This window comes from Actomonas spartinae (assembly GCF_051209155.1).
GTDB lineage: Bacteria > Verrucomicrobiota > Verrucomicrobiia > Opitutales > Opitutaceae > Actomonas.
Map to the genome: position 1 here is coordinate 512,749 of NZ_JBPJGB010000002.1, position 13,528 is coordinate 526,276.

Genomic DNA, 13,528 nt, shown 5'->3' on the forward strand with positions numbered 1-13,528 from the left:
GGATGTCAGAGGTAAGAGTGCTCAGCGGCGGCGGATGTGGTGGAGGAGGAAGGCGTAGGCGAGGGGGACGCCGTAGCTGCCGAAGCGTTCGATGACTTCCCAGAAGGCATAGCCCGCGAACGGCCAGAGGGACTCGGTGAAGACCTTCCAAGCGCAGACGAAACCGAGCAGGGCGACGCCCGGGCGCAGCAGCACGGCGCCGGCGAGGGCGAACTCGAAGAGGCCGAGCGCAAACTGGGTTTGGGCGGTGGCGGCGGGCCAGACGACCTGGGTCAGTTGCAGAAAAACCGGCTTGGCATCGAAGACGTTGCAGCCGGCGTGACCGACCAACAGCAGCGCGGTGGCGCCGCGTAGGACCCAGCCGAGGTGGTGGACCAGGCGGGTGTTGTCGAGGGCGTCGCGATCGAAGGTGAGGCGGGAGAACAGGCCGCCGCGCCAGCCCGCGAGAGCGAGCAAGGCGAGGGGCGCGCCGTAGTTGCCGCCGCGTTCGAGAAATTCCCAGATGCCCTCGCCGGAGAGGGGCCGCAGGGCGGCGGTCCAGACAGCCCAGACGATGCACCACCAGAAGTTGGCGCGGATGGGCAGGACGAGGGCGAGGATGCCCATGGCGATGTCCATGCTGCCGATCCATGGCATGAGAGGCCAAGCCACCGATTCCGGAATGCCGGCGACGGCGAAGTAGGGCAGCCAGCCGGCCTTGGTGATGATGCCGAAGGCACCGTGGCCGATGAAACAGCCGGCGGTTGCGATGCGCAGGATCCACTCGAGGGTGGGGACGGTGGCGCGGGTCGCGGGGTGGCCAGCGGTGGCGGGGTTATAAACCACTCGCTCGCGCTCGCGGCTACCGGGGTGGGGTAAGGTAGTGGTGGACATGGGGGTAGGGGAGCTGGATCTTTATTCTTTCCTCTTTCTCTTTATCTTTCTCCCTGTTGAGCGGACGGCTTTCGGCCCACGGGGAGAAAGATAAAGAGAAAGAGGAAAGAGAAAGAGGTGCGCCTGGGCCGCTCAGCGCGGCAGCAGGGCGTGGGCGTAGATGTAGTCGGCGACCTTGATGCCGGCTTTCTGGCCTTCGATATTGTCGGACATGACGTGGATGCCGCCCCAGACGCGGCTCATGCCGACCTCGCGACGGGCGTCGGAGAGTTTTTTGTAGGAACGGATCACGCCGGGCAGGCCGTCGGAGGTGACGGTGAACTCGATGTCGTCGGTGCCGATGCAGAGGCTGAGCATGTGCGACATGGCGGCGGTGTAGGTGCTGTGGCCGGAGGTGTAGGACGGGAAGGCCGGCGACGGCATGTTGGGAATGAAGTCGGGATTGGCGGTGGCCTTGGCGTTGTCCGCGGGCGTGATTTCGCGCAGGGCGGTTTCGGGGCGCCAGGTGCTATAGAAGTATTTGGTTTCCCAACACGTGATGCCGGCGTCGGCGCCGGCGATGTTGACCAGCGCGTAGAGGCGGGCGGTCTCGTAGGTGTCGAGCCCGAGCTTTTTGACGATGTCGCTGGCGATGGTGTTCCAGTGACCGGGGGGGGTGGCGCTGCCGAGGTCGTCGGACCAGAAGGGGGTGGAGAGGGTTTGGTATTCGGTGCGCTCGGCGCCGTCGCGGGGTCCAACCTTGTTCACGTAGGCGATTTCCTTGGCGTATTCCGGCGAATCATGCGGCAGGGGTGGCGGGGCGCGGAACTGCGAGGAGGATTCGAGGGTGAAAGGCTCGACCTCGCCGAGGCGGGGAGTAACGGGCGGGCGGAAGCCGGGAGGGGTCTCACGCCATTTGCCGGGATCGGGGCTGGTGTAGTCGCGGTTGCCGGGTTGGAGGGCGGTCTGGGCGCGCTCATACATGACGGCTTCGGCTATGCGCTTGCCCCAGGCAAGACCGGCGGTCTTGGCTTCGCCGTCCGGAATGTCGGCGAGGGCCTCGTCGTAGGCGGTGCGCAGGACGCGAGGATTGGCGGAGTCGGCCCAGAGGGCGGAGAGCACGGTGTAGGCGGCGCTGTGGATGGCGGCCTCGGCGTCGGCGCCGGCGGGAGCGGGGTCGTTGACGAGCCAGCCCTGATACTTGCCTTCAAAGCTGTTGAGCGTGTCGAACATCGACACATAGAGGCTGGCGAAGTGGAGGGCCGCGATGGGCGGCGGGTTGCGGGACAGCCGGGTGGCGTTGACCGCCTGATCGTTCCAGTAAAGGACCGGATTCTGGATTGTCGCGGCGGTGGTGGTGGCCACGGCGGTGAGGAGTGCGAGAGCGGTGCCGATGGCACGGCCCGGAAAGCTGAGGAGACGCTTCATGGAAAGGTAGGGGGAGAGCGGGGTAATAGGGGCTATAAGCCAGGTCAGGAGAAGAGGCGGCCCCCCGGGCGCTTCGAGGCAGCAGGGACGAAGTGCCGTGGGAGTGGGGCGAAGTGCCGGGGCGGCCCACGTGCGCTGTCGGAAAGCTGAAACGCGGAGGTGGCGGGTTTGGGAGGCGCGACCACTTGCTCACGCTCGCGGCCACAGGGGTCGTGAAAAAAAAGGCCGACCCTGATTGGGCCGGCCTAGTGGAAGGGAGTTGGGGAAACCTACTTTCGCGGGCGGAGGGCGTTGGCCCAGACGTAATCGGCGATCTTGATGCCGGCGTTACGGCCTTCGACGACGTCGAGCATGGTGTGAATGCCGCCCCAGACGCGGCTCATGTTGAGCTCAATGCTGGCTTCGGAGAAGCTGGTGTAGGAGCGCACGACGCCGGGCAGTCCGTCGGAAGTGGAGGTGAAGGCGAAGTCGTCGCTGCCGTTGTAGAGAGCGAGGATGCGTGAGGACGCGCCGGTGAAGGTGGAGTGCGCCGAGGTGTAGGTCGGGTGCGCGGGCGAGGCCATGTTGGGAATGAACTCAGGCTCGGCTTCGGCGTGGCTGTTCACCTCGGGGGTGACTTCGCGGATGGCGGTTTCGGGGCGCCAGTGAAGGTAGAAGAACTTGGACTCCCAGGAGGAGATACCGGCGTCGGCGGTGGCGAGGGTGAGGAGGGCGAACAGGTGCGCGGTCTCTTCGACGCTGAGTTCCTTGCGCCGGGCAACGTCCTGGGCGATCACGCACCAGTGGCCGGCGGGGGTGGCGGTGCCAAGGTCGTCGGCCCAGAAAGGCGTGGAGAGGGTCTGGTATTCGTCGCGTTCGGCGTCGTCGCGGGCGCCGACTTTGGCGGTGAAGGCGAGCTCCTCGGCATATTCGGTGGAGTCGAGCGGCAGGGGCGGGGGGGCGCGGAATTGGTCGGGCGATGTGAGCACGAAAGGCTTCACGTGGGCGACGGAAGGGGAGACGGGCGGGCGGAAGGCGGGCGGGGTTTCGCGCCATTTGCCGATCTCGGTGGAGGAGATTTCGCCGGCGTAGGGCTGGTCGAGTCCGGCGGTGGCGCGCTCGTCGAGGATGCGTTGGGCGACGGAGCGGCCCCAGGCGATGCCGGCCTCACGGGCGGCGCCGGCGGGGATGTCGGCGAGGGCTTCGTCGTAGGCCTTTTTCATGACGCGCGGGTTCACCTCGTTGCCCCAGATGTTTTGGAGGACGAGGTAGGCGGCGGCGGCTATGGCGGCCTCGCGGTTGGCGCCGGCGGGCGCGGCCTCGTCGACCAGCCAGGCCTCCCAGCGCTGATCGAAGCCATTGACGGTGTCGTAGATCGCGGCGTGGAACGTGCCCAGATGCAGCGCCGCGACGGGCGGTGGGTTGCGGGAAAGGCGGGTGGCGTGGAGCGCTTGGTCGTTCCAGTAGAGGACCGGATTCTCAATCGCGGCCGCGGCGGTGCCGGCGAGCGCGAGGCCAAGGGTAGCGGTGAGGCAAAGGGTCTTTACAAGTCGCATCATGGATCTGGGTTAAGGGGAAACGCGGTTATAGGGGTTATAAACGCGCTGACGAGGACACTCTGCGCCCTCGTAGATCCAGAATGCAGGGACGAGCTGCCTACTCGTCGGGGTGAGTCGTGTCGGTGGGGCGTTCGCCGCCGAAGTCGTGGGCGATCAGCGTGGTGAGGTCGACGGGCGCGGGCAGCTCGGCGCCGGGTTCGAAGCCGAAGTTGAGGGCGCGAGGGGCGTCCGCTTTTTTGGCTTTGATGCGATTCGGGTAGGCGCCGGAGGAGGCGAGGTAGGGGCCCATCACCTCGATGGCGCGATGCAGGGCTTCTTCGGGTTCGATTTTACGGGCCGGCACCATGCCGCGGGTTTGCCAGAGGAGGACCTCGCGACCTTTGGTGAGATTGTCCCAGTCGAAAGCGCCGACGGAGAGCACGAAGGTGCCGGAACCGCAGATGCGGGCGGTGCGGTCGCGCACGGCGACGGGGGCATCGGGCCACATCTTGGTCGGGTTCACCCAAGCGTCGGGGGTGGGGCGCCATTTCATGGACAGCGCGGGGCGGGCGATAAACTCGAGGGCGGCCTGCGCGGGGATCAGGTCGTTTTTGTTGGGGTTTCGGTCCGCCTTATACTCAGCGTTGTATTGGGGGCGGCGGATCTCGTCCCGCTTGTCTCGGATATTGATGTTCTCGAGGTAAAAGATGCTGCCCCACATGACTCCGATCGCGACCTGAGGCGGGTGTTGGGCATCGGCCGGTAGGTAGCCGATTCGCCGCAGGTGAATGGCGAGGTGTTGCAGGAGGGCGTCACGTTCCGGCGGAACGATGCCGTGCACGTGAAGATCAAAGGATTCGAAACCGCGCGCCAGGATCTGGTAGCGAATGGGGTTGAGCTCCGGATCGGCCGGGGTGCGTTGCTCGCCGAGGAAGGTGACGATGGGATTCACCAACACGTCGATGTCGCGGTATTTTTTGGCGGCGTGGGAGACGGCCGGTGTGAGCAGGGCGAGCAGGAGGAAGATGGACAGGGGCAGACGTTGCATGGAGTCGGGTTTGGGTTTCAGGGCGATGCACTGACCAAAGCGAAGCCGGACTGTTCCACGGTCGACGGGAACCGGCCTCAGGGAGACCGGCTACAGCGGGAAGCGTGTGCCGTGGTGGGGCCTTGGCGTCTAGGCCGATTCTTCGATGACCGAGTTGGTGAGGGTGCCGATGCCTTCGATCTCGATGCTCACCTCATCGCCGGGGCGGAGCCAACGGGGCTCGGGTTTGGCGGCCATGCCAACGCCGTGGGGCGTGCCGGTGAGGATGACGGTGCCGGGCACGAGGGTGGTGCTGCCGCTGAGGTAGGAAATGATGGCGGGCACGTCGAAGATCATGTCGTCGGTGTTCCAGTCCTGCACGCGTTCGCCGTTCAGGATGGTGGCGATTTTGAGGGCGTTGGGGTTGGGGAGCTCGTCGGGCGTGACGAGGCAGGGACCGAGGGGCGCGAAGGTGTCGAAGAACTTGCCGCGGCACCACTGGCCGCCGCCGAGGCGAATCTGATGATCGCGGGCGGAGACGTCGTTGGCGCAGGTGTATCCAGCAACGTAGGACAAGGCGTCCTCGCGGGAGACGTTTTTGCAGGCTTTGCCGATGACGACGGCGAGCTCGCATTCATAGTCGACCTCGTCGGAGCGCAGGGCGCGGGGAAGTTCGATGGGGTCGTGCGGGTTCTGAACCGTGTTGATGCCCTTGATGAAGAGGACGGGACGCTCGGGCGCCTTCATGCCGGCCTCGGCGGCGTGGTGTTTGTAGTTGAGGCCGATGCAGAGGATCTGGGTCGGCTCGACGGGCGCGAGGAGTTTGGCGACGTCGGCGGTTTCCCCGGTGGGCTCGAGGCCGGTGTAAAGGTCGCCGGTGAGGCGCTCGGCCGAGCCGTCGGCGCGCTGGGCGCCGAAGTGAATCGCGGAAGCGGAGTCTTGGTAACGGATGATTTTCATTTGAAAAAGAGGGAAAGGAAATGGTCCCCGGAACACACGGAAGCCGTCAGCCTGAATGGATGCCCACGAAACACACGAAAAAGCACGAAAGGTTGAGGCCGTTTTCGTGTCATTTCGGGTGTTGGGTGGGCTGGAATTTATCGATCGGGATGCTTCAATTCCTGCCAGACGCGGCCGTTGGGGTATGTGTGGTCGGCGAGGGATGACGGTTTCATGGTGATGCTGGTGCCGGGGGCGGTCGGGAGTTGGTAGGCGCCGTTTTTGACCACGCAGGGGTCTTCAAAATGTTCGTGCAGGTGGTCGACGAATTCGGTGATGCGGCCTTCGAGTGAGCCGCTCACGCAGAGGTAGTCGAAGATGGATTCGTGTTGCACGTATTCGCACAGCCCGACGCCGCCGGCGTGGGGGCAGACAGGCACGCCGAACTTGGCGGCGAGCAGGAGCACGGCGACGACTTCGTTCACGCCGGCGAGGCGACAGGAGTCGATCTGACAGTAGTCGATCGCGTCGGCCTGCAGCAGTTGTTTGAACATGACGCGGCTGTGGCAGTGCTCGCCGGTGGCGACGCCGATGCCGAGCGGTCGCACGCCGCGGGCGATGGCGGCGTGACCGAGGATGTCATCGGGCGAGGTGGGTTCCTCAATCCAGAGCGGGCGGCACTCGGCGAGGTCGGTGACCCAGTCGATGGCGGCGGCGACGTCCCAACGCTGGTTGGCGTCGATCATCATGGCGCGATCGGGACCGATGGCGTCGCGCATGACGCGGGCGCGGCGCAGGTCGTCGGCGCGGTCGGCGCCGACCTTCAGTTTGAAGTGGGTGAAGCCCTCCGCGATGCCCTCGGCACAGAGGCGGCGGATCTTGTCGTCGGAGTAGCCGAGCCAGCCGGCCGAGGTGGTGTAGGCCGGATAACCGTGGGCGCGGAGGTGGGCTTCGCGTTCGGCGCGGGTGGGCGCGAGTTTCTCGAGCATCGCGAGCGCTTCGTCGGACGTGAGCGCGTCGGTGAGGTAACGCCAATCGACCAGCTCCACGATTTGGGCGGGCGAGAGGTCGGCGAGGAGTTTCCAGAGTGGTTTGCCTTCGGCCTTGGCCCAGAGGTCCCAGAGGCCGTTGACGACGGCGGCGGTGGCGAGATGGATGACGCCTTTCTCGGGTCCGAGCCAGCGGAGCTGGGAATCGCCGGTGAGGTGTTTCCAAGTGGCGCCGGGGGCGGCGGCGAAGTCGGCGAGGGAGAGGCCAATGACGAACGGGCGCAGGGCGTCGATGGCGGTGGCGACGATGTCGTTGCCGCGGCCGATGGTGAAGGTGAGCCCGTGGCCGGCGAGGCCGTCGGCGCGATCCGTTTCGAGCACGACGTAGGCGGCCGAGTAGTCGGGGTCGGCGTTCATCGCGTCGGAGCCATCGAGCTCGAGCGAAGTGGGGAAACGCACATCGAAAGTGCGCAAGTTGGTGATCTTACCGGAGAGTTTCACGAGTGACGAAACAGGTTGAAGCGGGTTTTAACCACGAATGGACACGAATCGCTTCGCCTACCGGCTACGCACTGAAACGGCGTGGGGCAGCGTGCATTGAAGCGGAACGGTAGTGACGCCCATTCGTGTCCATTCGTGGTTTAAAAAAGAACTCTATTTGCCGGCGCCCCAACCGCCGTCGATTTGGAGGCAGGAGCCGGTGACCATGGCGGAGGCGTCGGTGGCGAGGTAGAGGGCGGCGGCGGCCACTTCGTCGGGTCGCACCATGCGACCGTTGAGCTGAGTGGAGGCCATTTCGCGGTAGGCCTTTTCCGGGTCGGGGTATTCCGCGATGCGGGCCTTCACGAAGGGCGTTTCGACGCGGCCCGGGCAGATGGCGTTGAAGCGCACGCCGGTGTGGGAGTGATCAAGCGCGAGGGCTTTGGTGAGTCCGACGATGGCGAACTTCGAGACGGTGTAGGCGAGGCGCTCGCGGACGGCCACGAGGCCGGCGATCGAGGCCATGTTGATGACGGATCCCGAACCGCGCTCGAGCATGGCGGGCACAAAGGTGTGGCAAAGGTTGAAGGCGCCGCGGACGTTGACGGCGTGCAGGCGGTCGAGGTCGGCGGCGGTGGTCTTGAGCAGGTCGCCGACGTGGCCGACCCCGGCGTTGTTGACGAGGAGGTCGAGCGCTCCGACCTGTTCACCGAGTCGAGCGATGGTGTCGGCGTCGCTCACATCGGCGGCGGCGAAGGTGGCCCGGCCGCCCGCGGCGGTGATGGTGGCGACGGTCGCTTCGCCGGCGGCAGGGTCGCGGTCAACGACCCAGACGTGGGCGCCCTGGGCGGCGAAGAGGGTGGCGATGGCCTCGCCGATGCCGGAACCGGCGCCGGTGACCAAGGCGGTCTTGGAGTCGAGCGTGAACATAGGAACCAATCAGGAAGCGGGGGCGGTGGCGGCGCGGTCGAGGTGGACGTATCCGCCATCTGGATGCAGGAGCTGGCCGGTGGTGTGGCCGGAGCGCGGGGAGGCGAGGAACACGGCGAGGTCGGCGATCTCTGCGCAGGTGGTGAAGCGTTGGCCGAGCGGGATGGTGCGCTCGATCTGCTGCCGGGCGGCAGCGGGGTCGGGGCGGGTGCTGAGCCAACGTTCGTAGAGGGGGGTCATGACCTCGGCGGGCATGATGCAATTGACGCGAATGCCGTGCGGCGCGAGGTCGACGGCCCACTCGCGGGTAAGGGCGTTCATCCCGCCCTTGGCGGCGGCGTAACCGCTGGTGCCGCCCTGGCCGGTGACGGCGCACTTGGTGCCGATGTTGATGATCGCGCCGCGCGCTTTTTTGAGCTGATCAAGGCAACGATGGGTGAGGGCGTAGACGTGGATGAGGTTGCGTTCCAACGAAGCGCGGAAGGCATCTACACCGGCGTCGAGGCCAACGCCGTCGTTGACGCCAGCGTTGTGGACCAGGACGTCGATGCGGCCGAACTGTCGCTCAATGGCGGTGACGGCGGCTTCGAGTTGCACGGAATCGGTGAGCTCGCAGGCGAAGGCCGCGGCGCGGCCACCGCGCGCGGTGACGCCGGCGACAACCTCGAGGGCTTCGTCGTGGCTGCGGCCCACGATGCAGGGGATGGCGCCCTCAGTGGCGAAGGATTCGGCAATGGCGCGGCCGATGCCTTTGGCGCCGCCGGTGACGAGGACGACCTTGTCGGTGAGGCGCAGGTTCATGCGCGTGGAGAGTAGGCCATGTTCATGTAGACGTTGCCCTCGCGCAGCTCAGCAAGCATCTGGTCGAGGCGTTTCCGGCGGGTGGCTTCGCGTTTGGCGCGGGTGATCCAGCCGATGTAGTCATTCTGCTGGTAGGCCGGGCGGGCGTCGTAGCGGGCGCGTAGCTCGTTGCCGGACAACGCGGTCTCAATGTCGGACGGCATCGGGTAGCGCTCGCGTTTCAAACGGGAGAAGTCGGTGGAGGCCATGGTCGGAATCAGGTGTCGAGTTCCTGATAGTCGAAGAAGTCGAAATCGGCCGGATGCTTTTGGCCGGTCAGATCCTGCGCGCAGAGGCCGATGAAACAGCCGGTGAAGCCGAGTTTGTGGTAGTCGTCGGAGAGGATGGTGGCGTCGAGCTCGGGGCCAACCGGTGTCCAGTCGGTGCCGTTGAGCGAGTAGGCGAATTGCAGCGCCTCACGGCGAATGGTGACCCGCAGATGGACGGGGCCGGAGTCGGGCAGGGCGGTTTCGGTGTCGAGCATTTCACCATTTTCGCCGGCGTCGCAGCGGATGATGCCGACGTGGCGGCCGAGTTCCTCGTCGCGGGAGATGCGCAGGTAGTAGTGGTTGGACGTGTCGTAGTAGGCGATGAGGCCGGCCATGTGTTTGAAGTCAACCGGCGTGAAGTCGACGCAGGTCGTGACCTCGACGTCGAAGGCCTGCTGGCGGCGGGCGATGAGGGCTTGGCGGAAGTTGGAGGTGGTCGGTTCCTCGCCGTAGAGACGCAACCAACCCGGGCGGGCGGTGAGGTCCAGCCAGTCCGTCGTGATGGGGCGGCGCAGGCTCTGGAAGTGAATCGAGAGCTCGACCGAGTCGAAGTCCTCGCGGTGGGACCGCGACGGCGGCGTGGGGGAGGTCAGCGGCAGCCCGTCGCCGGCGACCTCGACGGCGGGCACATGGCCGCCGTGGCTCAGGCGCGGCCAGCCGTCGGTGTTCCATTCGAAGCGTTGGATGGCGGTCTCGCGGCCGAGGGTGCAGCGGCGGTCGCGCAGGGGACGGCCGCAGAGGTGGACAACATACCAGGCGCCGGACTGGGTTTGCACGAGCGAGGCGTGGCCGGCCTTTTGCAGGGCGGCGGACTCGTCGTCGGCGGATGTGAGGAAGGGGTTTTCGGGGTCGACCTCGTAGGGTCCGTCGATCGAGCGGGAGCGCGCCATGGTGGCGGCGTGGGTATACCAGGTGCCGCCCTCCGCCACGAGGAGGTAGTAGTATCCGTCTTTCTTATACAGATGCGGCCCCTCGGTGAAAACGAGGTTGGTGCCTTTGAAGATGTTCTTCCGCGGGCCGACGAGGGTGCGGGTCTGGGGGTTGAATTCCTGCAGGAGCGTGCCGGTGAACTGGTTTCGTTCGACGCGGTGGTCCCAAATCATGGAGAGATACCATTTGCGGCCGTCGTCGTCGTGGAAGAGCGAGGCGTCGAAACCGGAGGAATCGAGGTAGGTGGGTTCGGACCACGGACCGGTGATTGACGGGGCGGTGACGAGGTAGTTGTGGGTGATCTTGTGGCGGGTGCCGGTCCACTGCTTGACGTCGGTGTAGATGAGCCAGAAGAGGCCGTCGCTGTAGGACAGGCAGGGGGCCCAGATGCCGCCGGAATCGGGGTTGCCGATCATGTCGAGTTGTGAGGGACGATCGAGCGGGCGGGCGACCAGCTCCCAATTGACGAGATCGCGGGAGTGGTGGATCTGCACACCGGGGAACCACTCGAAGGTGGAGGTGGCGATGTAGTAGTCATCGCCGACGCGGACGATGGAAGGATCGGGGTTAAAGCCGGGGAGAATGGGGTTCTGGATCATGGCGTAAGGGAGCTGACTAGAAGGTCGGCGGGGTGACCGCAAAACAAAGCATGGCGCTTCTGGGGATTTGGGGAGTGCCCTCAAGTGCGGGCGCTCTACGCACGTATGCGTATGGAGGGGGGGAGGGGGAAAAACTAGGATGCGCGGCGTCTTCGGACCTAGCTCACTTCGACTCCCAAACCACGATCCATCCTCCCATGAAACGTTTCCTTCGTTCTTCCGCCCTCCTGTTGGCCGCCGCCGTCTTCGTGGCGCCGCTCACCTCCTCCGCGATCTCCCCCAGCCTGGCCGGCGACTTGGTCAAGGCTCAGGTCATGATCGGTAAGGTGGAGCAATTCATGCAAAAATACCGGGAGCTCACGGTTGAGCTCGAGGCGCCCGAGCCGCGCTGGGACACCGATGGCAAATACCTGTTGCCCTACCTCAGCGATGGTGAGCCCACCGAGTGGGCGCAGAAGGCACTGAGCGCCCAGGCCGGCAAGATGATCGGCGAGAAGGTCGGCGAAAAGGCCGCCGGTGCGCTCGCCTCGAAGGTGCCGTTCGGTGGTCTCGCCAGCGGTTTCCTGAAGAAAAAGGCCAAGGAATCCGCCGCGGTGATGGCGCTCGGCGGCAAGGATTTCATCAAGGAAACCTCCGACCAGTCCTTCAAGAGCATCGACGACTACTGCGTGTTCCTGCACGTCCGCCACTCCGGTGATCCGGACTACCAGGAAGTTCTCGCCGCCGCCGTGGCGGTTTATCCGGACCTCGAAGGGCGCTTCCCGTCGGCCATCCAGAAGGCCTACAAAAAGCAGGCCAAGCGCAAGTAGGCGCCGCCCGCCTCCCTGGAACTCCTGGCCTTCTCCGCGCCATGAAACACCTGCGTCTTCGCACCGCGACCGCCCTGTTGGTCGCCGCTGGATTCACCGCCGGCCCGCTGTCCGCCGACCTCGATCCCAACGATCTCGCGAAGGCCGCCAAAGTCCTGCGCGAGATTCAGGAGCTCTCCGGTTACATCAACGCCGTTGCGCCGACGGCAGAAATCACCGTCCCGACGCCGCGTCAGGACACCGACGGACAATACATCAGTCCCTACCGGTCCGACGGCACGCTCGCCGAATGGGCCCGCAAGGCCGTCGGCGGTGCCGCCGGTGCCGCCCTCGGCAACCTGGCCGGCGATCAGCTCGGCAAGGCAGCGACCAAGGAACTCGCGGCCAAGGTGCCGGGGGGCGCCCTGATTGGCGGACTCTTTGGCAAGAAGGCCAAAAAGGCGCTGGCCGAAACCGCGGCGGTCAAGGCCATCGGCGGTTGGGACTACATCAAGGAGACGTCCGACCTGTCCTTCGACAACACCATGGATCTGGCGGTGTATTTGCATGCCAACTACGCCAGCGCCGACCCCGACTATGCGCAGGCCCTCGCCGCGGCGATGGGGGTGTATCCGCGACTGCAGGGTGCCTATGAGCCCGCCATCAAGCGCGCCTATGGCCGCGAGGTGGTGATGAAGGCGCAGGATGCCAAGAAGCAGGGCATCCTGCCGAAGCTCCCGGAGCTACCCGGCAGTATCAATTCCCTTGTGGCCGCCGGCGGCGGCACGGCCGAGGAACAGGCGGTGCAGGGGGCGTTCCTTGCGACCGCAGTCGATGCGAACACGATGGACGCCAATGGCGGCACCGGTGGCAGCGCCGCCGAGCTGGGGGCGCAGCAGGTGAGCGAGCCGGCGCCGGACGTGCCGGACATCGCCATCGACGCGAAAAAGAGTTTTGGCGGCAAGGTGAAGCAGTTGAGTCGCAGTCAGCGGGTGATCGTGGCGGGCTTCCGTGTCGGCTTCATCGTGCGCGACAGTGTCACGGCCAGTGTGGCGGCGGGCTACCAGTTTGGCGGCACGCACACCTCGGGTGCCCGCAGCAAGACGGCGGTCGAGCTCGCCGGGGTTGACAACAGCACCCTGCAGCACATCGCCGACGCGTTGTATGACGACTTTCTGGCCGAGTTGACCGCGACCGGTCGCGAAGTGGTCACGGTTGAGGAACTGAAAGCGACGTCGCGCTGGAAGGATCTCGATGTGACCCCCGCCAGCGTGGCCGCGCCCTACGTGAAGGAAGCCAAGTGGCTGCAGGATCGTATCCTTACTGTGTATACGCCGAGTGCGCTGCCGCTGTGGTGGACGCAGGGCGAGCAGATGGGCGACAAGAGCCCCTTTGCGCTCAACAACTGGAAGGTCATGACCGCGATCTCGCACGAGCTCGACGCGGTGGTGGTTGTGCCGACCTACCTGCTCAGTTTCGCCGAGCTGGAATCGAGCGGCAACAAGCGCGGCCTCTTCGCCGGCTACGGCTCCGGTCGCGCAAGCACCGCGGCCAAGCCGAACATGGTGCTGCAGGCCAACGAAAACCGTCTCTACGTTTTGCACGCCAAGAACACGGTGGCCGGCGACGTCGGCCAGGTGACCTTGAAGAAGAACGTCGTGGTCGGCGATTTCGGCGCGGAGATGATCACGCTCGACGAGCGTGACAACAACAACGCCTCGCGGGCTGCACTGCTCGGTCTGGCCCAAGCTTCGGGCAACCAAGGTATTTTCGCCGCCGCCGGCGCTTCCAAGTCGGAGCAGACTCTCGCCGTGCAAACGAATCCCGAGTGGTTCAGCGCCTTCTCGCTGGCCGCGCTGCGCGGCGTGAACGATGCGTTCATTTCTTTGGTGAAAGCCAACCCGGCCCGCTGAAGATACCTCTGCTGAAGCGAAGCCCAA

The 13,528-nt window shown here is 65.6% G+C and carries 12 protein-coding genes; 2 read left to right on the forward strand and 10 right to left on the reverse strand.

Annotated features, from left to right (window positions below; genetic code table 11):
• Window positions 1–21: 21 nt before the first annotated feature.
• The 10 genes from AC0MRV_RS10060 to AC0MRV_RS10105 form a co-directional block, all read right to left on the reverse strand.
• Window positions 22–873, reverse strand: a complete 852-nt coding sequence (locus AC0MRV_RS10060) for a hypothetical protein (RefSeq protein WP_472764333.1) — start codon at window positions 871–873, stop codon at window positions 22–24.
• 132 nt (window positions 874–1,005) lie between these two features.
• Window positions 1,006–2,280 (reverse strand): vanadium-dependent haloperoxidase, encoded by a 1,275-nt coding sequence (locus AC0MRV_RS10065; RefSeq protein WP_472764334.1) that lies wholly within the window; start codon window positions 2,278–2,280, stop codon window positions 1,006–1,008.
• A 269-nt stretch (window positions 2,281–2,549) separates the two neighbouring features.
• Window positions 2,550–3,818: a vanadium-dependent haloperoxidase gene (locus tag AC0MRV_RS10070; RefSeq protein ID WP_472764335.1), complete on the reverse strand. Its 1,269-nt coding sequence runs from the start codon at window positions 3,816–3,818 to the stop codon at window positions 2,550–2,552.
• Between the two features lie 97 nt (window positions 3,819–3,915).
• Window positions 3,916–4,845 (reverse strand): hypothetical protein, encoded by a 930-nt coding sequence (locus AC0MRV_RS10075; protein WP_472764336.1) that lies wholly within the window; start codon window positions 4,843–4,845, stop codon window positions 3,916–3,918.
• 129 nt (window positions 4,846–4,974) lie between these two features.
• Window positions 4,975–5,784, reverse strand: a complete 810-nt coding sequence (locus AC0MRV_RS10080) for a fumarylacetoacetate hydrolase family protein (RefSeq protein WP_472764337.1) — start codon at window positions 5,782–5,784, stop codon at window positions 4,975–4,977.
• A gap of 137 nt (window positions 5,785–5,921) precedes the next feature.
• Window positions 5,922–7,253: an L-fuconate dehydratase gene (locus AC0MRV_RS10085; RefSeq protein WP_472764338.1), complete on the reverse strand. Its 1,332-nt coding sequence runs from the start codon at window positions 7,251–7,253 to the stop codon at window positions 5,922–5,924.
• A gap of 153 nt (window positions 7,254–7,406) precedes the next feature.
• Window positions 7,407–8,162, reverse strand: coding sequence for an SDR family NAD(P)-dependent oxidoreductase (locus tag AC0MRV_RS10090; RefSeq protein WP_472764339.1), 756 nt, complete (start codon window positions 8,160–8,162; stop codon window positions 7,407–7,409).
• A 9-nt stretch (window positions 8,163–8,171) separates the two neighbouring features.
• Complete coding sequence (locus AC0MRV_RS10095) at window positions 8,172–8,963, reverse strand: L-fucose dehydrogenase (protein WP_472764340.1); 792 nt, start codon at window positions 8,961–8,963, stop codon at window positions 8,172–8,174.
• Window positions 8,960–9,211, reverse strand: coding sequence for a YdeI/OmpD-associated family protein (locus AC0MRV_RS10100; protein ID WP_472764341.1), 252 nt, complete (start codon window positions 9,209–9,211; stop codon window positions 8,960–8,962). The genes AC0MRV_RS10095 and AC0MRV_RS10100 overlap by 4 nt, the downstream gene beginning before the upstream one ends.
• Before the next feature lie 8 nt (window positions 9,212–9,219).
• Window positions 9,220–10,800, reverse strand: coding sequence for a glycoside hydrolase family 43 protein (locus AC0MRV_RS10105; protein WP_472764342.1), 1,581 nt, complete (start codon window positions 10,798–10,800; stop codon window positions 9,220–9,222).
• 197 nt (window positions 10,801–10,997) lie between these two features.
• On the opposite strand from AC0MRV_RS10105, the gene AC0MRV_RS10110 reads away from it, so the two are divergent.
• Entirely contained in the window at window positions 10,998–11,609 is a 612-nt protein-coding gene (locus AC0MRV_RS10110; protein ID WP_472764343.1) for a hypothetical protein, read from the forward strand.
• Window positions 11,610–11,650: 41 nt separating this feature from the next.
• Entirely contained in the window at window positions 11,651–13,501 is a 1,851-nt protein-coding gene (locus AC0MRV_RS10115; protein WP_472764344.1) for a hypothetical protein, read from the forward strand.
• Window positions 13,502–13,528 lie beyond the last annotated feature (27 nt).